This window comes from Cupriavidus sp. CPT47-8839-RL05A (genome assembly GCF_058792255.1).
Genome location: NZ_JBYTEG010000039.1, coordinates 1 through 18473, shown reverse-complemented (window position 1 = coordinate 18473; position 18473 = coordinate 1). Strand labels below are relative to the sequence as shown.

Annotated in this window: 19 protein-coding genes; 3 read left to right on the top strand and 16 right to left on the bottom strand. The window is 67.8% G+C overall.

Translation table 11 applies throughout. The features are described from left to right. Position 1 precedes the first annotated feature (1 nt). Together AC3WVS_RS30875 and AC3WVS_RS30870 are read right to left on the bottom strand one after the other, a co-directional pair. Positions 2-1168 (bottom strand): CAP domain-containing protein, encoded by a 1167-nt coding sequence (locus AC3WVS_RS30875; protein ID WP_492321690.1) that lies wholly within the window; start codon positions 1166-1168, stop codon positions 2-4. A gap of 264 nt (positions 1169-1432) precedes the next feature. Next, positions 1433-2371 carry a LysR family transcriptional regulator gene (locus AC3WVS_RS30870; protein WP_010809090.1) on the bottom strand — a complete coding sequence of 313 codons (939 nt, stop codon included), beginning with the start codon at positions 2369-2371 and terminating at the stop codon, positions 1433-1435. 189 nt (positions 2372-2560) lie between these two features. Between AC3WVS_RS30870 and AC3WVS_RS30865 the strand changes: the two genes are divergently transcribed. Both AC3WVS_RS30865 and AC3WVS_RS30860 read left to right on the top strand, forming a co-directional pair. Next, positions 2561-3823, top strand: a complete 1263-nt coding sequence (locus AC3WVS_RS30865) for an acyl-CoA dehydrogenase family protein (protein ID WP_010809091.1) — start codon at positions 2561-2563, stop codon at positions 3821-3823. Positions 3824-3980: 157 nt separating this feature from the next. Further along, positions 3981-4673 (top strand): glutathione binding-like protein, encoded by a 693-nt coding sequence (locus AC3WVS_RS30860; RefSeq protein ID WP_492321689.1) that lies wholly within the window; start codon positions 3981-3983, stop codon positions 4671-4673. A gap of 50 nt (positions 4674-4723) precedes the next feature. On the opposite strand, the gene AC3WVS_RS30855 is transcribed toward AC3WVS_RS30860, so the two are convergent. Beyond that, positions 4724-5569 carry a hypothetical protein gene (locus AC3WVS_RS30855; RefSeq protein WP_492321688.1) on the bottom strand — a complete coding sequence of 282 codons (846 nt, stop codon included), beginning with the start codon at positions 5567-5569 and terminating at the stop codon, positions 4724-4726. 265 nt (positions 5570-5834) lie between these two features. Between AC3WVS_RS30855 and AC3WVS_RS30850 the strand changes: the two genes are divergently transcribed. Continuing rightward, complete coding sequence (locus AC3WVS_RS30850) at positions 5835-6275, top strand: helix-turn-helix domain-containing protein (RefSeq protein WP_492321687.1); 441 nt, start codon at positions 5835-5837, stop codon at positions 6273-6275. On the opposite strand, the gene ureG is transcribed toward AC3WVS_RS30850, so the two are convergent. The 13 genes from ureG to urtA all read right to left on the bottom strand — a co-directional run bounded on the left by ureG (position 6272) and on the right by urtA (position 18096). Next, positions 6272-6901, bottom strand: coding sequence for an urease accessory protein UreG (ureG, locus tag AC3WVS_RS30845; RefSeq protein WP_013956047.1), 630 nt, complete (start codon positions 6899-6901; stop codon positions 6272-6274). The genes AC3WVS_RS30850 and ureG overlap by 4 nt on opposite strands. Positions 6902-6915: 14 nt before the next feature. Continuing rightward, positions 6916-7608 (bottom strand): urease accessory protein UreF, encoded by a 693-nt coding sequence (locus tag AC3WVS_RS30840; RefSeq protein WP_492321686.1) that lies wholly within the window; start codon positions 7606-7608, stop codon positions 6916-6918. A gap of 9 nt (positions 7609-7617) precedes the next feature. Further along, entirely contained in the window at positions 7618-8229 is a 612-nt protein-coding gene (gene ureE / locus AC3WVS_RS30835; RefSeq protein WP_492321685.1) for an urease accessory protein UreE, read from the bottom strand. A gap of 29 nt (positions 8230-8258) precedes the next feature. Beyond that, positions 8259-9977: an urease subunit alpha gene (gene ureC / locus AC3WVS_RS30830; RefSeq protein WP_492321684.1), complete on the bottom strand. Its 1719-nt coding sequence runs from the start codon at positions 9975-9977 to the stop codon at positions 8259-8261. After that, positions 9974-10279 (bottom strand): urease subunit beta, encoded by a 306-nt coding sequence (locus AC3WVS_RS30825; RefSeq protein WP_011614866.1) that lies wholly within the window; start codon positions 10277-10279, stop codon positions 9974-9976. The genes ureC and AC3WVS_RS30825 overlap by 4 nt, the downstream gene beginning before the upstream one ends. An 11-nt stretch (positions 10280-10290) precedes the next feature. After that, on the bottom strand, positions 10291-10902 hold the full coding sequence (locus AC3WVS_RS30820; protein WP_492321683.1) for a HupE/UreJ family protein: 612 nt from the start codon (positions 10900-10902) through the stop codon (positions 10291-10293). A gap of 54 nt (positions 10903-10956) precedes the next feature. Continuing rightward, on the bottom strand, positions 10957-11259 hold the full coding sequence (locus AC3WVS_RS30815) for an urease subunit gamma (protein ID WP_010809101.1): 303 nt from the start codon (positions 11257-11259) through the stop codon (positions 10957-10959). 44 nt (positions 11260-11303) lie between these two features. After that, entirely contained in the window at positions 11304-12173 is an 870-nt protein-coding gene (locus AC3WVS_RS30810) for an urease accessory protein UreD (RefSeq protein WP_492321682.1), read from the bottom strand. Between the two features lie 122 nt (positions 12174-12295). Further along, positions 12296-12988, bottom strand: a complete 693-nt coding sequence (gene urtE, locus AC3WVS_RS30805) for an urea ABC transporter ATP-binding subunit UrtE (RefSeq protein WP_013956039.1) — start codon at positions 12986-12988, stop codon at positions 12296-12298. A gap of 2 nt (positions 12989-12990) precedes the next feature. Further along, positions 12991-13839 (bottom strand): urea ABC transporter ATP-binding protein UrtD, encoded by an 849-nt coding sequence (urtD, locus tag AC3WVS_RS30800; RefSeq protein WP_010809104.1) that lies wholly within the window; start codon positions 13837-13839, stop codon positions 12991-12993. Then, positions 13836-15041 carry an urea ABC transporter permease subunit UrtC gene (gene urtC / locus AC3WVS_RS30795; protein WP_492321700.1) on the bottom strand — a complete coding sequence of 402 codons (1206 nt, stop codon included), beginning with the start codon at positions 15039-15041 and terminating at the stop codon, positions 13836-13838. Before urtC ends, urtD begins: the two co-directional genes overlap by 4 nt. Continuing rightward, positions 15041-16684: an urea ABC transporter permease subunit UrtB gene (urtB, locus tag AC3WVS_RS30790; RefSeq protein ID WP_492321681.1), complete on the bottom strand. Its 1644-nt coding sequence runs from the start codon at positions 16682-16684 to the stop codon at positions 15041-15043. The genes urtC and urtB overlap by 1 nt, the downstream gene beginning before the upstream one ends. 155 nt (positions 16685-16839) lie before the next feature. Further along, positions 16840-18096 (bottom strand): urea ABC transporter substrate-binding protein, encoded by a 1257-nt coding sequence (gene urtA, locus AC3WVS_RS30785; protein WP_010809107.1) that lies wholly within the window; start codon positions 18094-18096, stop codon positions 16840-16842. Positions 18097-18473 lie beyond the last annotated feature (377 nt).

Here is an 18473-nt window from a genome sequence, read left to right as displayed (position 1 = left end):
GTCAGCGCGTGGTGAACGACCAGCTCAGGTCCACCGGCTGTGAACCCAGCCGGCCGGTGACGCGCACGCTGTAGCGCTGCTGGCTGGCCAGCGGCGCCACCGGCGTGCAGATCGCCAGGCCGCGTGCGGCGCTGGAGAGGCCCGACGAGCGGCTGTCGACCTTGAGGCAGTTGACGTTGTTGCCTTGCGCGTCGGTGATGACGAAGTTGTCGGCATCGAACTGCAGCGAGGTGTTGATGGCCTGCAGCGATACCGGATAGCCCACGGTCTTGCCCTCGTAGCCCGGCGCGGGATTGGGGCTTTCCGAGTTGACCCAGCTGGCCGGCACGTCGGCCTGGCCGTTGTACGGATAGGCCACCATCTGGTTGTCGCTGCCGCCCTTCGATGCATCGGCCAGGTCGATGGTCTGGTAGTAGCTGGCCGAGGTGCCGCTGCCATCAGGGCCCACGCGCTCGGCAAAGCCGCTGCCGGCCGAGCCGTAGCTGCCCAGCAGCGCGGCGCGGTGGAACGGCGCGTTGACCAGGTCCGACACCAGCGCGTCCTTGGGCGACATCGACAGCTGCGCATTGGCAACCGAAGTCCAGCGGTTGGCACCGGCCACCACTTCCGCGGTGGCGTTGGTCGGATAGGCGGCCTGGATGCGCTCATTGGGCGTGGCGCCGGTATAGCCCGGCTTGCCGCTGGTCTCGTCGTGGGTCAGCGTGGCGTTGGCCAGCATGTAGGCAGTGTGGTTCTGCGCCACGGTATTGAGCGGATCGCGTGCCGCCAGCGGCGGCAGGCCCACCTGCTCGCGCCGATAGTTGGCGTAGCACAGGCCGGCGCTGCGCGGCTCTTCCAGCACGCGGTAATTGCTGACCGCACTGCCGCGCGCCGGCAGCAGCGAGATGCCGCCGCCCGCCGCGGGTGCCGGCGCCGTGCCGCTGACGGTATAGCAGGCACCTGCCGTGACAGGCGTGCCGGAACTCGGGCCGGAAGGCGCGCTGGCCGGCCCGCTCGCTTGCGATGCGCCCGACGAAGCAGCGCCGTCGCCGCCATCGCCACCACCGCCGCCACATGCGGACAGCGCCAGCGCCGCGGCGGCGCAAAGGGTAGTCAGGGCGAGCGTGGTGCGCCGCGCGCGTCGCAGCGGCATGGATTGGTGATCAGCAAGCAAGCGTTTCCCGGTCATCGTTCTGAATCGTCGTGGTCATCGGAGGAAGGAACCTGCCCCGGGGGATCCGCAGGCGCGGACAGCCGGCGCGGCAACCATCGCCAGCACCGTGCGGACACGGGCTCGCGGCGGCGGCGCCGGGGGCAGAAAGACCGGACGATGGTATGGGCGCGGACCGGGAGGGTCTAGCCCGTGAACAATTCCTTACGTGTGACCCGCGCGCGCCGCACCGGGGCGCCGCGGGGGTCGCTTGCGGTGCCCGCCGTGCGGGCGCGGGGGCACTTAGCTGGCGGCGGCCACGTCGGCCATGCCGGTGCCGAGCGCGGCCATCACCGCCATCAGCTGCTCGCGCAGCCAGCGGTTGGCACCGTCGTTTTCGCCGCCCGCATGCCAGTACAGGTGCAGTTCCAGCGAAGGCACCTTGAACGGCAGCGACAGCAGGCGGTTGGCATAGGGCTCATTGGCGATGCGCGCATAGCGCAGCGGCAGCGTGGCCAGCAGGTCGGTGCAGCTGACCACGCGGCACGCGGCCGCGTAGTGCTGGCAACGCAGGCGCACGCGCCGCGTCAGGCCCATGCGGTGCAGGGCCTGGTCTTCCAGGCCGGCACCGCGGCGGCGCGACGACACGTGCACATGCTCGGCCGCGAGGTAGCGCTCGAGCGTCAGCTCCTTCTTCACCAGCGGATGGTCGCGCCGCGCCAGCACCACCATCGGATCGGCCATGAACGGCGCGTGGTGGATGGCGGGCGAGACCGGCAGCAGGATGTCCAGCGCGGCGTCCAGCGTGCCGGCCAGCAGCTCGGATTCCATCTCGCGGCGGTCGAAGCGGATCGCGGCAATCTCCACCTGCGGCGCCATCGCCGTGACGCGCGCCATCAGCGGCGGCAGCAGCGTGGATTCCAGCGCGTCGCGCATGCCGATGGTGAAACGCCGCACGGTATTGGTGGGATCGAAGTGCGGCGTATCCTGCAGCGTGCGCGCGAACGATTGCAGCGCGCTGCGCACCTCGGCGGCCAGCGAGCGCGCCAGCGGCGTGGGCGCCATGCCCTGCCCGCGCCGCTCGAACAGCGGATCGTCGAACAGCGTGCGCAGCCGGCCCAGCGCATGGCTGACCGCGGGCTGCGTCAGGTTGAGCTGGCGCGCGGCCGCGGTGATGCTGCCTTCGCTGTAGATGGCGTCGAACACCACGAAGAGATTCAGGTCGATGCGGGAGAGCTGCATGCCGGGGATTCTGTCACGGAATGCAGGGAATTGATACTGGCAAATCCAGAAAATTCATTTTTCTTATTACCAGCTTTCAGATAGAGTGCATTCCATCGGCCCATGCCGCACTGATGCCGAGGCCTGCCGAGGCCAACGAGGCGCCGCCGCCCACCCCGGCGTCCACTGATTCCGTAGCGAGGAGACCACATGGATTTCGAATACAGCCCGAAGGTCAAGGAAATGCAGGCCAAGCTGCTGGCCTTCTTCGACCAGCACATCTACCCGAACGAAAAGCGTTTCGCCGCGGAGATCGACGCCAACCGCCGCGCCGGCAACGCCTGGGTGCCGACCAAGGTGATCGAGGAACTGAAGCCGCTGGCACGCGCGGCCGGCCTGTGGAACCTGTTCCTGCCGCGCTCGCCGCGCGCCCCGCAGGGCCTGTCGAACCTGGAATACGCCACGCTGTGCGAAATCATGGGCCGGGTGCCCTGGTCGGCCGAGGTCTTCAACTGCGCGGCCCCCGACACCGGCAACATGGAGACGCTGGAGCGCTATGCCTCCGAGGAACTGAAGGACAAGTGGCTCGAGCCGCTGCTGGCCGGCGAGATCCGCTCAGCCTTCCTGATGACCGAGCCGGCGGTGGCCTCGTCGGACGCGACCAATATCGAATGCCGCATCGAGCGCGACGGCGACCACTACGTGATCAACGGCACCAAGTGGTGGTCGTCGGGCGCGGGCGACCCGCGCTGCAAGGTCTACATCGTGATGGGCAAGACCAATCCCGACGCCGGCCGCCATGAGCAGCAGTCGATGATCGTGGTGCCGGCCGATACCCCGGGCATCACCATCAAGCGCTTCCTGCCGGTGTTCGGCTACGACGACGCGCCGCACGGCCATATGGAGATCGAGCTGAAGAACGTGCGCGTGCCGGCCTCGAACATCCTGCTGGGCGAAGGCCGCGGCTTCGAGATCGCGCAGGGCCGCCTGGGCCCGGGCCGCATCCACCACTGCATGCGCAGCATCGGCGTGGCCGAGCGCGCGCTGGAACTGATGTGCAAGCGCGCACTGTCGCGCGTGGCCTTCGGCAAGCCGGTGTCCAGCCAGGGCGTGACGCAGGAACGCATCGCCGAAGCCCGCTGCGAGATCGAGATGGCGCGCCTGCTGACGCTCAAGGCCGCGTACATGATGGACACCGTGGGCAACAAGGTGGCCAAGGCCGAGATCGCCATGATCAAGGTGATCGCCCCCAACGTGGCGCTGAAGGTGATCGACTGGGCCATCCAGGTCCATGGCGCCGCCGGCGTCTCCAGCGACTTCCCGCTGGCCAACTGGTGGGCGCACCAGCGCACGCTGCGCCTGGCCGACGGCCCGGACGAGGTGCACCGCAACGCCATTGCCAAGCTGGAGCTGGCCAAGCACATGAACCTGAATCCGGACGACATCAGGATGCCGGTGGCACGCGGGTTCTGACCGCCTGGCAACGCCGCGGGGCTTCGGCCCTGCCGGCAGTATGGAAAACGCGCAGCCAGTCTGCGCGTTTTTTTCTTCTGTGCTTAAATCGCCCGGTTCGCCACGCCAGTGGTTGATGTGGCCATCCCCAACGATCGCAGCCAGGAGATCTTTTGCGATGATCGACGTCTACACCTGGGCCACGCCCAACGGCCACAAAGTCCACATCATGCTGGAAGAATGCGGCCTGGAGTACAAGGTCCATCCGATCAACATCGGCGCCGGCGACCAGTTCGGCGAGGACTTCCTGAAGATCAGCCCCAACAACAAGATCCCGGCCATCGTCGACCCCGACGGCCCGGACGGCAAGCCGATCTCGCTGTTCGAATCGGGCGCCATCCTGCTCTACCTGGCCGGCAAGACCGGCAAGTTCCTGCCCGCGGACGTGCGCGGCAAGTACGAGGCGCTGCAGTGGCTGATGTTCCAGATGGGCGGCGTGGGCCCGATGCTGGGCCAGGCGCACCACTTCCGCATGTACGCGCCCGAGAAGATCGAGTACGCGGTCAACCGCTACACCAACGAGGCCAGGCGCCTATATGGCGTGATCGACACGCAGTTGTCAAAGCACGCCTACCTCGCCGGCGAGCAGTACACCATCGCCGACATCGCCACCTTCCCGTGGCTGCGCAGCTGGCAGAACCAGGGCGTGAACCTGGACGACTACCCGAACCTGAAGCGCTGGTTCAACGAGATCGCCGAGCGCCCCGCGGTCAAGCGCGGCGTGGAAGTGCTGGCCAGCGCGCGCAAGGCGCTGCAGGACGACAAGGCGCGCGAGGTCCTGTTCGGCGCCACGCAATACAAGCGGCACTGAGCACGGCACTGCGGCGGCCGGGGCGCTGGCCCCGGCTGACCCGCCTGGTATCAGACCGGCGCCAGCGCGTGGCACGCAATCGCATACCCGTCCGCGCGCCGTCCGCCGCGCGCCGCAACACCAACCTCGACGTCATCGCCCGGCCCGAAGCAGCACAGCAGGCCGGTGCCCGGCAACAGCACGTCGAGCCGGCATGACTCGTGCGGGTCCGGCGCGTAGAGCGTGCCGGGCTGCAGGAAGGCCATGTCTCCACCGGCCCGCACCAGCGCGCCATGCCAGTGCAGGCCGATGGCGCCGCGGTAGCACAGCGCCCAGCGCAGCCCGCGCGCCTGCAGCCGCTGCGCCCAGTCATCGCCCGACTGGTCCAGCTGGATGAACTCCGGCCGCATGCCCTGCTCCGGCTGCGGGCCCTCTGCCCGTACCTCCTCTGCCGGCAACACGTGCATCCCCGCCACCCCCTCGGCGCCATTGGCCCCGACCGCGGCAATGCCGCCCAGCGCGCAGTGCCACCCGCCCGCAGGCAGCACCACCGGCCGCGAGGCATCGGCCGGCCCTTGCGGCACGGTGCGCACCAGGATGGTGTCGACCATCGCCTGCACCTGCATCGGCATGCCTGGCGCAGGCGCAAACAGCTCGCCGCCGCCCATCAGCAGGCAGCCGCGCCCGGGCGACCACAGCCGCAGGCCCCCGCGCAGGCAACCCCACCATTCATGGCAGTCCGCGGCAAATTCAGCCTGGGTCTCGCCGGCGCAGAGAAAGACGTAGTCGCAGGTGCTGCCGAGGCCGGCAGCAGCGGCAAGCAAGCGTGACTGGAACCCGGGAATGAAGTCCGACGGCGCGTGGCGGTCGGCATGGAGGGCGCGCATCCGCGCCTCGAACAGCGTGAAGATCTGCATGGCAATCCCCCTGCAGGGCGACAGGCCGCAAGGCGGCTGTCCGCGCAGCTCGGCGCACGCATGACAGCGTTGCGCGCAGCATTGCGCAGTGGCCCGTTTGGCTCGGCCATGCAGGCCGTCCGGTTGATGCCATCGTGTCGCGCCATTTTGCCTGGCGCACCCCTCAATTTGCGGGTCGGACACCGATAGTGAGGAAGAGGATAAGTTGTCGTGGCCTCAAGGTCAAACCCTTAGCCTCAGACCACTCCGAACCTTTCACGACCCCATGACTTCTCGAAATCTCAGACTATTCGGATTGCATCTTGCCTGGCTACGCAAGCAGCGGGGCTGGTCCCAGGAAACCCTGTCGCTTGAGAGCGGGCTGTCGCGCTCATACCTGAGCGGCATCGAAAGCGGCAAGCGCAACCTGGCGCTCGCCAACATCTGCAGGCTGGCCGAGACGCTCGCCGTGCCAACTCCAGAGATGCTCGACTTCAGCCGCCATGACGCCAGCCAGCTGCAGGTGGAACAATCGCGCGCGCCCTTCGGCAACCGCCAGCGCGCGGCGATCGAGGCCACCGTGCGCCATATGGCGGAGCTGACCGAGCCCGAGCTGAACCTGGTGGCCGCGGTGGCGCGGGCGCTGGCGGGCAAGGGCAGCTTCCGCCCGTCGCTGACTCACGCCACCAACGCCGCGCCCGATGCCAAGGGCGACAGCGCAGACTAGACGCCCAGCATACCCTGCCGTTCGATAAAGCGGATCACCTCGTCCAGGCCCTGCCCGGACTTGACGCTGCCCATCACGAACGGCCGGGCGCCGCGCATCTTGCGCGCATCGCTCTCCATCACTTCCAGCGATGCCCCGACGTATGGCGCCAGGTCCGTCTTGTTGATCACCAGCAAGTCGGACTTGGTAATGCCCGGCCCACCCTTTCTCGGAATCTTCTCACCGCCGGCTACGTCGATGACGTAGATCGTCAAATCAGAAAGTTCTGGGCTGAAGGTGGCAGCGAGGTTGTCGCCGCCGGACTCGATGAAGACCACGTCAGCATCCGGGAAGCGCGCCAGCATGCGGTCCACCGCCTCCAGGTTGATCGAGGCGTCCTCGCGGATCGCGGTGTGCGGACATCCGCCCGTTTCCACGCCCATGATGCGTTCCGCGGGCAACGCGCCGGAGATCGTCAAGAGGCGCTGGTCTTCCTTGGTGTAGATGTCGTTGGTGATGGCAACCAGGTCGTAGCGGTCGCGCATCGCCTTGCACAGCATTTCCAGCAGCGTGGTCTTGCCGGAGCCAACCGGGCCGCCGACGCCGACGCGCAGCGGAGGGTTCTTCTTGGTACGGGCCTGGGTCATGGTGCGGTAGGGGTTCAGGATCGGAACAGCCGGGAGTACTGCGTTTCGTGGCGCGCGGAAAGCAGGCCCAGCATCGGGGAAAAGGTGGAGAGTTGCGGCGGCGTGGCGTCGGCGCGGCGCGCGGCTTCATCGACCGTGTCGAGCACCGCGCCGTGCAGGCGCCGCAGCATGTGCTGCCCCGCCACCTGGCCCAGCGGCACCGCCTTGATCGCCGCGGCGACCTGGTTCTCGGCCCAGTTGAAGCAATAGGCGGCGAGGCCGTCGCGCGCCTCGACCTGCAGCGCCACGCATGCCGCAGTGAACGCCGTCGGCAGGCACACCGGCGACAGCGCCGCCAGCGTCTCGCGCAGCACGGGCGCGCCCCACTCCATCTGCGCAATCAGCCTGGACAGCGACCAGCCCATCTGCTCGGTCTCAAGCCGCAACTCGGAAGTCTCGCGCGTGGCGCGGAACCAGTCGTTCCATGTCCGCACCTGCGCGGCATCGCCCGCTTTCCAGCAGCGATGCAGCAGCAGCCACAGCGGCGCTTCGCATTGCGCCTGCACATGCAGCAGGTTGTCGCGGATCCATCGTTCTGCGCTCGGCGCATCGTGCACGCTGCCACAATCGATCGCAGCCTCCAGGCCTTGCGAATAGCTGAAGCCGCCGATCGGCAGCGATGGCGATGCCAGGTGCAGCAGCGAGATCAGTTGGGGCAGGCCGGTCATGGCACGCAATCAATGCTTGTGTCCGCAATGCTCGTCGTGGACATGGTGCGGATCAGCGTGATCGTGGGAATGACCCTGTCCATGCGAATGCCCGTGGTCGTGCCCATGATGTTCATGAAACACCGCCTGCGCCGCCGCATAGTCCTCCGCAAACGTCGCATCGTGCCCATGCCTGTGCCCGCCGCCATAAGCCCCCGCCTCCGGCTCGAACGGCAGCTCGGCACGTTCGGCGCGCACGCCCAGCCGTTGCAGCATGTCCGCCAGCACCGCGTCGTATTCCAGCCGCAGGTAGTCGCGCCCGATCTCCACCGGCGTATGGCGGTTGCCAAGGTGATAGGCCGCGCGCATCAGCGCATGCGGGTCTTCCGCGCGCACTTCCAGCACCGCCTCGGCAGCGGCCTGCACTTCCACGAAGCTGCCGTCTTCGGCCACCAACAGGTCGCCGCCGCGCAGCACGGTGCCGCGCGGCAGGAACAGCGCGGCTTCGTCGCCGTTGTCGAGCACCGCGCGCAGGCGGCTCTTGCTGCGTTCGGCGAAGGGCAGGACCAGCTTGGGCGAGCGGCGCACCAGCACGGGCGCGATGCCGTGCGGGGCGCTCAGGAGTTTGTCGATCTTCAGCATGGGCGATGCAGGGCGCGGGCCCCGGCCAGTCAGAACAGGAAATAGCGCTGCGCCATGGGCAGCTCGGTGGCGGGCTCGCAGGTCAGCAACTGGCCGTCGGCAACGACCTGGTAGGTCTCCGGATCGACCGTGACGTGCGGTTGCCAGTCATTGTGCACCATGTCGCGCTTGCTTACCGTGCGCGTGCCGCGCACCGCCGACAGCGTCTTGGCCAGCCCGTAGCGCTCGCCGATGCCGGCCGCCAGCGCCGCCTGCGACACAAAGGTCAGCGACGAACGGTGCAGCGCCCCGCCGGCCGAAGCAAACATTGGCCGGTAGTGCACCGGCTGCGGCGTCGGGATCGACGCATTGGGATCGCCCATCGCGGCCGCGGCAATCATGCCGCCCTTCAGGATCAGGCTGGGCTTGACGCCGAAGAACGCCGGACGCCACAACACCAGGTCGGCCCACTTGCCGACTTCAACCGAGCCCACTTCATGGGCAATGCCATGCGTCAGCGCCGGGTTGATGGTGTACTTGGCGACATAGCGCTTGACGCGGAAGTTGTCGTGCCCGCCGCGCGCATCGTTGGGATCGCCCGGCAGCTTGCCGCGCTGCAGCGCCATCTTGTGCGCGGTCTGCCAGGTGCGGATGATGACCTCGCCGACGCGCCCCATGGCCTGCGAGTCGCTGGAGATCATCGAGAACGCGCCCAGGTCGTGCAGGATGTCTTCGGCGGCGATGGTCTCGCGGCGGATGCGGCTTTCGGCAAAGGCGATGTCCTCGGCAATCGACGGGTCCAGGTGGTGGCACACCATCAGCATGTCGAGGTGCTCGTCCAGCGTGTTGACCGTGTACGGGCGCGTCGGGTTGGTCGACGACGGCAGCACGTTGGCCTCGCCGCACACCTTGATGATGTCGGGCGCATGGCCGCCGCCCGCGCCTTCGGTGTGGTACGTATGGATGGTGCGGCCCTTGAAGGCGGCGATGGTCGCTTCAACGAAGCCGGCTTCGTTGAGCGTGTCGGTATGGATCGCCACCTGGGTGTCGGTTGCGTCCGCCACCGACAGACAGGTGTCGATCGCCGCCGGCGTGGTGCCCCAGTCCTCGTGCAGCTTCAGGCCGATGGCGCCCGCTTCCACCTGCTCCAGGAGCGGCCCCTGCTGGCTGGCGTTGCCCTTGCCCAGCAGGCCGATATTCATCGGGTAGGCATCGGCCGCCTGCAGCATGCGCTCCATGTACCACGGCCCAGGCGTCACGGTGGTGGCGAAGGTGCCGGTGGCCGGCCCGGTGCCGCCGCCGATCATGGTGGTGACACCGCTCATCAGCGCTTCTTCGATCTGCTGCGGGCAGATGAAGTGGATATGACTGTCGATGCCGCCTGCGGTGACGATCATGCCCTCGCCCGCGATCACCTCGGTGCCCGGCCCGACCACGATGGTGACGCCCGGCTGGATATCCGGATTGCCGGCCTTGCCGATCGCCGCGATGCGCCCGCCCTTCAGGCCGATATCGGCCTTGACGATGCCCCAGTGGTCAACGATCAGCGCATTGGTGATGACGGTGTCGACGCAGTCCTTCGCCATGCGCTGGCTCTGCCCCATGCCGTCGCGGATCACCTTGCCGCCGCCGAACTTCACTTCCTCGCCATAGATGGTGAAGTCTTTCTCGACTTCGATGCTGAGCCCGGTATCGGCCAGCCGCAGGCGGTCACCGGTGGTCGGGCCGAACATCTCGGCATAGGCCTGCCTGGAGATCTTTGCCATCACAGCGCTCCCATGATCTTGCCGTTGAAGCCATAGACGATGCGGTCGCCGTCCAGCGCCACCAGTTCCACCGTGCGCGTCTGGCCGGGCTCGAAGCGCACCGCGGTGCCGGCGGCAATATTCAGCCGGAAGCCGCGCGCGGTTTCGCGGTCAAAGGCCAGCGCCGCATTGGTCTCGTAGAAATGGAAGTGCGAGCCGACCTGGATCGGCCGGTCGCCGGTATTGGCCACCGTCACGCTGACCGTGGCGCGGCCGGCATTCAGTTCGATCTCGCCGTCGGCGGGCATCAGTTCACCGGGGATCATGACGATTCTCCTCAGGCCGCCAGCAGGCTGGCGCCATACAGCGCCACGCCCGCACCTGCCGCGCGGGCCAGCCAGCCGGCATGGCGGCGCAGCAACGTGCCGGCGCCGATGCCCAGCAGGTGCAGCGCCATGGTGGCGGCCGCAAACCCGCCTACATATGCGAGTACCGCAGGCAGCGCGCCCGCAGTGGCGGGTAGTTCGGCCCCGTGGGCGTAGCCGTGGAAGATGGCAAAGCCGCCGACCAGCAGCGTACCGGCCCACGCCGGCAGCTTCGCGCGCAGCGCCAGCAGCAACCCGATCACCAGCAACGAGGCCGCGATCATCGGTTCGACTGCGGGCAGCGCCACACCGGACAGGCCGATTGCAGCCCCCACCAGCATCAGCGCCACGAAGGCCAGCGGCAGGCGCAGGGTGTCGGCGGCCGAGCGGGCAATCAATGCGCTCCACACGCCCACCGCTGCCATCGCCAGCAAATGGTCGGCGCCGGTGAAGGGGTGCGCCAAGCCGGCCCACAGGCTGGCGCTGACGGTGGCGGCATCGTGGCCGGGATGCGCCAGCGCGGCGCCGGCGGCAACGGTCAGGGAAGTGCCCAGGGCAAGGCGCAGGCAGGCGGTACGGTTCATGTCGGCTCTCGGGTTGGTCTTGTTATCGCGGTCCAGAATCGGAATCGGTCATGCTCAGACAATGGGATGGTGGACGGTCACCAGCTTGGTGCCATCCGGAAAGGTGGCCTCCACCTGGATCTCGGGGATCATCTCGGCCACGCCATCCATCACGTCCTCGCGGCCCAGCACGGTGGTGCCCTCATGCATCAGCTCGGCCACGGTGCGGCCATCGCGCGCGCCTTCCATGATGGCGGCGGTGATCAGCGCCACCGCTTCCGGGTAGTTCAGCTTCAGCCCGCGTGCCTTGCGCCGCTCGGCCAGCAGCGCGGCGGTGAAGATCAGCAGCTTGTCTTTCTCTCGCGGCGTCAGTTCCATCTCTTGTTCCTGGTTTCCTGTGTTCGGTTGTCTCTGTTGGCGGCCTACGTGGCCCACAGCCGCAGCGGCCGCGCCGCGACACCGTGGATCGGCATGCGCAGCGCCTGCCAGCTGTCGACCATGACGTGGCTCACGGCTTCCATGTGCCGGCCCAGCACGCGCAGCAGCAGCATCGACTGGCCGTTGGCGGCCAGGCAGGTCACGCCGGCGCGCAGCTCCGGCGTATAAGGCAGCTGTTCGGCCAGGGCTTCGGCCAGTTCCTGCGTCGCGCCCTCGCCTACCGCCCACAGCGTGCCCAGCACATTGAGTCCATCGAGGCCGGCTACCGCGGTGCGCAGCGGCGACTCGGCTTCAAGATGCGATTGCTCGATCCACAACGCGCGTTCGCCCGTGCCGATGCGGGTATCCAGCCACAGCGCGCCGCTGGCCCACTGCTCGCCCGATGCCTGCCGGCCCAGCACCACCGCATCCCAGCCGATCGCGCTGCCGCCGGGCGCGACGTCGAGCACGGTCGAAATCCGCGCACGGGCGTCGTCGAAGACGATGTTCTCCTGCGGCAGCCAGTCCAGCCGCGCGCCTGCGCCCACCGTCAGGCGCACATGCTGCGCCGCCTCGCGGCCGAGCGACTTGTACCACTTGGTGGCACCCGGCGTGGCCAGCACGGCGTGCGCGCCAGCCTCCACCGTCACGTCGATATCCAGGCTGTCGCCGCCTGCCACGCCCGCTGGTGGATGCAGGATCACCGCATGGCAGATGCCGCCTTCCGGGTACAGCGGCTTCTGCACCAGCAGCGGCCCCTGGTGGCGCCGCTCGGTCAGCGCGGTGCGTTCGCCGCGCTGCGCAAAGCGCAGCCGCAGGGTCGCCTGCCATGCGGCGGGCACGGTGAGCGATGAAGGAAGATCGGGATGGCGCATGGCAAGGACAGCCGGCGGAGGCGCGCGCGCAATGGCGGGAATTGCAAGCAATCATAGCGCGCTGCCTGGCTTCGCGTAAGCAGCGTATGACCCACAAATCCCGGCGCTGCCGCGCAGCCGCCCTACACGGCGATCAACTCCCGCACGCCGTCCTGCTCCATGCTGGCGCCGGCACCCCGCGCCACCACTTCGCCGCGGCTCATCACGACATAGTGGTCGGCAATATGCCGCGCGAACTCGTAGTACTGCTCGACCAGCAGCACCGTCATGCCGAACTCGTCGACCAGCAGGCGCAGCGCCCGGCCGATGTCCTGGATGATGGAAGGCTGGATGCCCTCGGTGGGTTCGTCCAGGATCAGCAGGCCCGGCTCGCTCATCAGCGCGCGCCCGATCGCCAGTTGCTGTTGCTGGCCGCCGGACAGGTCGCCGCCGCGGCGCAGCCGCATGGTGCGCAGCACCGGGAACAACTGGTAGATCCGGTCCGGCACGCCTGAAGGCCGCGCCCGGCTGGCGGCGCCGATCAGCAGGTTTTCTTCCACCGTCAGCCGCGGGAAGATCTCCCGGCCCTGCGGCACATAGGCCAGCCCGGCGGACACGCGCTCATATGGCGCCTTCTTCTCCAGCGCCTGCCCTTCCCATTGGATGCTGCCGCTGCGCGTGGGCACCACGCCCATCAGGCACTTGAGCAGCGTACTCTTGCCCACGCCGTTGCGGCCCAGCAGCGTGGTCAGCTTGCCGGCGGGCACGTCGAAACTGACATTGCGCAGGATATGGCTGCCGCCGTAGAACTGGTTCAGTGCATTGACCTGCAGCATGCTTATCTTCCCAGGTAGGATTCGATCACGCGCTCATCGCGCTTGACGCTGTCGAGCGTGCCTTCGGCCAGCACGCTGCCCTCGGCCAGCACCGTGACCTGGCCGGCATCGCCCGCGAGCGCTGCGACGAACTCCATGTCGTGCTCGACCACCATCATCGAGCAGCTGCCGCGCAGGCCATTGAGCAGCGCCGCCAGCTGCATGGTCTCTTCATCGGTCATGCCGGCCACCGGCTCGTCCAGCAACAGCAGCTGCGGCTGCTGCATCAGCAGCATGCCGATCTCCAGGCGCTGCTTCTGCCCGTGCGACAGCAGCCCCGCGGGGCGGTAGGCCTCGGCCTCCAGTCCGGTCAGCGCCAGCGTTTCCTCGATGCGGCGATGCCCCTCGGCCGTCAGCCGCGCGCGCAGCGACGACCACCAGCGCTTGTCGGCCTTCATCGCCAGTTCCAGGTTCTCCCACACCGCGTGCTGCTCGAACACCGTCGGCTTCTGGAACTTGCGGCCGATGCCGACCTGCGCGATGCGCGGCTCGGTCATCCGCATCAGGTCGATGGTCTGGCCCAGGAACACGCGCCCGCTGACATTGGCATTGCGCGGCCCGGTCTTGCCGGTGATGACATCCATCATCGTGGTCTTGCCGGCCCCGTTGGGGCCGATCACGCAGCGCAGCTCGCCATGGTCGATCGACAAGGTCAGCTTGTTCAGCGCGCGGAAGCCGTCGAACTGCACCGTCAGGTCTTCCAGGTACAGGATCGGCCCGTGCGAGACGTCGATGGTGCCGGGTTCGACGATGCGGCCCAGGCCGGTGGCGTCGCCGCTTTCGGCCTGGCCGTGCTGGAGTGCGGCATTCATGCTTCACCTCCGGTGCGTCCTGCCACGGCGGCCGCGGAAACAGGGTCTGCAGCGGCTGGTGGTATGGCCGCGCGCCGCTCGCGCAGCCGGTTCCACAGCCCGGTCACGCCATCGGGCAGGTACAAGGTCACCAGCACGAACATCGCGCCCAGCAGGAACAGCCAGTATTCGGCAAAGTGGGCGGTGAACAGGGTCTTGGCACCATTGACCAGGAACGCGCCGATCACCGGCCCGATCAGCGTGCCGCGCCCGCCCACGGCGACCCACACCGCCATCTCGATCGAATTGCCGGGCGACATCTCGCCGGGGTTGATGATGCCCACCTGCGGCACGTACAGCGCCCCCGCGATGCCGCACAGCACCGCCGAGAAGGTCCACACGAAGAGCTTGTAGCCCAGCGGGTTGTAGCCGGAGAACATCACCCGCATCTCGGCATCGCGCACCGCGGTGACCACGCGCCCGAGCTTGGACGTGACGATGTAGCGGCAGGCGATGAAGCCCGCCAGCAGCGCCAGGAAGGTCAGCACGAACAGCGCCGTGCGCGTCTGCGGCGCCGCAATCGCAAAGCCGGCAATGCGCTTGAAGTCCGTGAAGCCGTTGTTGCCGCCGAAGCCGGTCTCGTTGCGGAAGAACAGCAGCATCGCCGCATACGTCATCGCCTGCGTGATGATCGACAGGTACACGCCCTTGATGCGCGAGCGGAACGCGAAGAAGCCGAACAGCCAGGCCAGCACGCCCGGCACCAGCACCACCAGCAGCAGCGCATAGCCGAGGTGCTCGGTGCCGTGCCAGAACCACGGCAGCTCCTTCCAGTCGAGGAACACCATGAAGTCCGGCAGTTCGCTCTTGTACACGCCCTCGCGCCCGATCGATCGCATCAGGTACATGCCCATGGCGTAGCCGCCCAGCGCGAAGAACAGCCCGTGGCCCAGGCTCAGGATGCCGCAGTAGCCCCACACCAGGTCCAGCGCGATCGCCGCCAGCGCAAAGCACATGATCTTGCCGACCAGCGTCAGCGCATAAGCCGACAGGTGCAGCGGATGCCCCTCCGGCAACACCAGCGCGCACACCGGCACGCCGATGCCGACGATCACCACCAGCGCCGCAAGCACCAGCCAGCCGCGCGGCGAGAACAGCGCCTGCCGCTCCGGCACCGCTAGCCGGAACGCGGTGGCGGAAGAATTCGATTGGACTCGCTGCATCATGCCTCCGCGCTGCGCCCCTTGAGCGCGAAAAGTCCCTGCGGCCGCTTCTGGATAAACAGCACGATCAGCACCAGGACAAAGATCTTGGCCAGCACCGCGCCATAGAAGGGCTCGATGAACTTGTTGATGATGCCCAGCCCGAAGGCGCCGACGATGGTGCCGGCCAGCTGCCCGACGCCGCCCAGCACCACCACCATGAACGAATCGATGATGTAGGCCTGGCCCAGGTCGGGGCCGACATTGCCGATCTGCGACAGCGCGCAGCCGCCCAGCCCGGCAATGCCGGCGCCGAAGGCAAAGGCGTAGCTGTCGACCTTCCAGGTGCGCACGCCGACGCAGGCCGCCATGGTGCGGTTCTGCGTGGTGGCGCGCACGAACAGCCCCAGCCGCGTGCGGTTCAGCACCGCCCACGCCACCGCCACCACCGCCAGCGCGAACAGGATGATGACAATGCGGTTGTACGGGATCACCAGGCCCGGCATCCATTCGATGCCGCCGCTCATCCACGCCGGGTTGGCCACTTCCACGTTCTGCGCGCCGAACAGCGTGCGCACCGCCTGCATCAGCAGCAGGCTCACGCCGAAGGTGGCCAGCAGCGTTTCCAGCGGGCGGCCGTACAGGTGGCGCAGCACCAGCCGCTCCAGCACGAAGCCCACCAGCGCGGCGGCCAGGAACGAGGCCGGCAGCGCCGCCGGCAGGTACCAGTCGAACGCACCCGGCGCGTAGGCGCGGAACAGCGACTGCACCACGTAGGTGGCATAGGCGCCGATCATCAGGAATTCACCGTGCGCCATGTTGATGACGCCGATCAGGCCATAGGTGATGGCCAGCCCGAGCGCGGCCAGCAGCAGCACGCTGCCCAGGCTCAGGCCGGCGAACAGGTTGCCGATCAGCTCGGCGCGGCGCTGGTCGCTGCGCAGCGTGTCCAGCGCCTGCTGCGCGGCCAGGCGCACGTCGGCATCGGGCTCGCGGTAGTTGCCGGCGCTGTCGCGCTCCACCAGCGGCGCCAGCTTCTGGCGGCTCTGCGGGTTGCTGTCGCTGCCGAGGATGCGGATGGCTTCAAGCCGCGCGTCATGCGCTGCGGGGTCGGCCGGCTCGGCCAGCACCAGGTTGGCCCAGATCACGTCCAGGCTGGTGCGCAGGCCGGCATCGGCCTCGTTCTTGCGCGCGGCTTCGACCGCGGCGCGCGAGGCGCTCTCGGGCTGGTCGCGCAGCGTGGCGATGGCCTGCGCGCGCACCGCGATATCGGGCGACTGCAGCAGCAGGCTGCTGGCGGCGCTGTCGACCAGCGCGCGCAGGCTGTTGTTCAGGGTCAGGGATTCGAGCTCGTCGGCTTTCACCGCGACCGGCTTGCCGGTAATGGCATCGACGGTCTTGCCGCCATCCTGGCGCACCATGCCGACCGACGGCGCATATTGCAGCGCGTCGTCCTGCAAGGCCTTCAGGATCGGACCGGCCTGTTCCGGCGAGGCCTTGGCCAGCGCGGTCAGCGCCGCGGTCTTGGCATCGAAGTCGTCTTCGGCCAGCGGCTTCAGCTCGGCCTGCGTCAGCGCCGCGGCCCACGGCGCAGCCGCCAGCAGCAGCGCCGCCAGCAGGGCGTGCAGCCATGGCAGGATGGAAACGGATAAGGGATTGCGCATAGGTGCTGGCGAGTTGCGGAATGAGTGTTTGGGGAGAAGGCAGGTGTCCATGACGAAGCGAGTGCCATCTGGCTGGCAAGCGCCTGCCCTCTCCCCCAGCCCCTCTCCCGCAAGCGGGAGAGGGGAGCCAACCGGCAGCGGGTGGCCCGGCTTGCTTACATCACCTTGTCCGGCTTGCCTTCGTTACCCGCGATGAACGGGCTCCACGGCTGCGCGCGCACCGCCTTCGGCGTCTTCCACACCACCGAGAACTGGCCGTCGCCCTTCACTTCGCCGATCATCACCGGCTTGTACAGGTGGTGGTTCTCGCCCATGGTCAGCGTGAAGCCGTCCGGTGCCTTGAAGGTCTGGCCGTACATGGCGGCGCGCACCTTGTTGGTGTCGGTGGTGCCGGCCTTCTTCACGGCCTGCGCCCACATATGGATGCCCACGTAGGTGGCTTCCATCGGGTCGTTGGTCACACGCTTGTCGCCGCCGGGCAGGTTGTTGGCCTTGACCCATGCCGCCCACTGCTTGCGAAAGGCGTCGTTCTCGGGGTTCTTGACCGACATGAAGTAATTCCATGCGGCCAGGTGGCCCACCAGCGGCTTGGTATCGATGCCGCGCAGTTCCTCCTCACCCACCGAGAACGCCACCACCGGCACGTCCTTGGCCTTCAGCCCGGCGTTGCCAAGCTCCTTGTAGAACGGCACGTTGGAGTCGCCGTTGATGGTGGAGATCACCGCGGTCTTGCCGCCCTGCGAGAACTTCTTGATATTGGCGACGATGGTCTGGTAGTCGCTGTGGCCAAATGGGGTGTAGACCTCTTCGATGTCCTTGTCGGCCACGCCCTTGCTCTTCAGGAAGGCGCGCAGGATCTTGTTGGTGGTGCGCGGGTAGACGTAGTCCGTGCCCAGCAGGAAGAAGCGCTTGGCGCCGCCGCCTTCCTTGCTCATCAGGTATTCCACCGCCGGAATGGCCTGCTGGTTGGGCGCTGCACCGGTGTAGAAGACGTTCTTCGACATCTCTTCGCCTTCATACTGCACCGGGTAGAACAGCAGCGAGTTCAGCTCTTCGTAGACCGGCAGCACGGATTTGCGCGACACCGAGGTCCAGCAGCCGAAGGTCACCGCGACCTTGTCCTTGGTGATCAGCTGGCGCGCCTTTTCCGCGAACAGCGGCCAGTTCGAGGCGGGATCCACCACCACCGGCTCCAGCTTGCGCCCCAGCACGCCGCCGCTCTTGTTGATCTCGTCGATGGTCATCAGGGCCACGTCCTTCAGCGACGTCTCCGAAATGGCCATGGTGCCGGACAGCGAGTGCAGGATACCGACCTTGATCGGTTCCTTGGACTGCGCCATGGCCAGCGGGCTGGTACCGATCATTGCCGCGGCGGCTATCGCCGACAGCTTCAGCATGTCACGTCGTTGCATTTGCAGCTCCCGTTTATGGTGTTAGTCAGGGACTACGCTCCCCGGGTGATGCTTCTGCAACTAGCGTGCCATGGAGGCAGGCCGCCTGATACCCACCGCACCCCCGGCAGATGGCGTGCTGGCGCGGCGCGCAGGCGCTGCCGCCGCCCACGATCGCGCATCCGCACCAGAACAGTGCGGGCGGCGCACGCACCACTCCCGTGCATCTGCGCAATTCCGTGCGGGCGGCATGCGCAAGGCACCAGGCGCTGCGCGTCCCCGCACCAAGGCCGGGCGTCATGCCCCAAGGCAGGCGACGGGATCGAGTCGGGTGAGGGGTCGCCCCCTCAGCCCGCTCACACCACCGTACGTGCGGTTCCGCATACGGCGGTTCACGA

Bases quoted from the DNA above. Each gene is read 5' to 3' on its own strand.
- urtC (WP_492321700.1), bottom strand. From the start codon at position 15,041: ATGCAGCGAGTCCAATCGAATTCTTCCGCCACCGCGTTCCGGCTAGCG.
- AC3WVS_RS30875 (WP_492321690.1), bottom strand. From the start codon at position 1,168: ATGACCGGGAAACGCTTGCTTGCTGATCACCAATCCATGCCGCTGCGA.
- AC3WVS_RS30820 (WP_492321683.1), bottom strand. From the start codon at position 10,902: ATGAACCGTACCGCCTGCCTGCGCCTTGCCCTGGGCACTTCCCTGACC.
- AC3WVS_RS30810 (WP_492321682.1), bottom strand. From the start codon at position 12,173: ATGCGCCATCCCGATCTTCCTTCATCGCTCACCGTGCCCGCCGCATGG.
- ureG (WP_013956047.1), bottom strand. From the start codon at position 6,901: ATGACCCAGGCCCGTACCAAGAAGAACCCTCCGCTGCGCGTCGGCGTC.
- urtE (WP_013956039.1), bottom strand. From the start codon at position 12,988: ATGCTGCAGGTCAATGCACTGAACCAGTTCTACGGCGGCAGCCATATC.
- AC3WVS_RS30825 (WP_011614866.1), bottom strand. From the start codon at position 10,279: ATGATCCCCGGTGAACTGATGCCCGCCGACGGCGAGATCGAACTGAAT.
- AC3WVS_RS30855 (WP_492321688.1), bottom strand. From the start codon at position 5,569: ATGCAGATCTTCACGCTGTTCGAGGCGCGGATGCGCGCCCTCCATGCC.
- AC3WVS_RS30870 (WP_010809090.1), bottom strand. From the start codon at position 2,371: ATGCAGCTCTCCCGCATCGACCTGAATCTCTTCGTGGTGTTCGACGCC.
- AC3WVS_RS30815 (WP_010809101.1), bottom strand. From the start codon at position 11,259: ATGGAACTGACGCCGCGAGAGAAAGACAAGCTGCTGATCTTCACCGCC.
- AC3WVS_RS30850 (WP_492321687.1), top strand. From the start codon at position 5,835: ATGACTTCTCGAAATCTCAGACTATTCGGATTGCATCTTGCCTGGCTA.
- AC3WVS_RS30860 (WP_492321689.1), top strand. From the start codon at position 3,981: ATGATCGACGTCTACACCTGGGCCACGCCCAACGGCCACAAAGTCCAC.
- urtA (WP_010809107.1), bottom strand. From the start codon at position 18,096: ATGCAACGACGTGACATGCTGAAGCTGTCGGCGATAGCCGCCGCGGCA.
- AC3WVS_RS30840 (WP_492321686.1), bottom strand. From the start codon at position 7,608: ATGACCGGCCTGCCCCAACTGATCTCGCTGCTGCACCTGGCATCGCCA.
- urtB (WP_492321681.1), bottom strand. From the start codon at position 16,684: ATGCGCAATCCCTTATCCGTTTCCATCCTGCCATGGCTGCACGCCCTG.
- AC3WVS_RS30865 (WP_010809091.1), top strand. From the start codon at position 2,561: ATGGATTTCGAATACAGCCCGAAGGTCAAGGAAATGCAGGCCAAGCTG.
- urtD (WP_010809104.1), bottom strand. From the start codon at position 13,839: ATGAATGCCGCACTCCAGCACGGCCAGGCCGAAAGCGGCGACGCCACC.
- ureE (WP_492321685.1), bottom strand. From the start codon at position 8,229: ATGCTGAAGATCGACAAACTCCTGAGCGCCCCGCACGGCATCGCGCCC.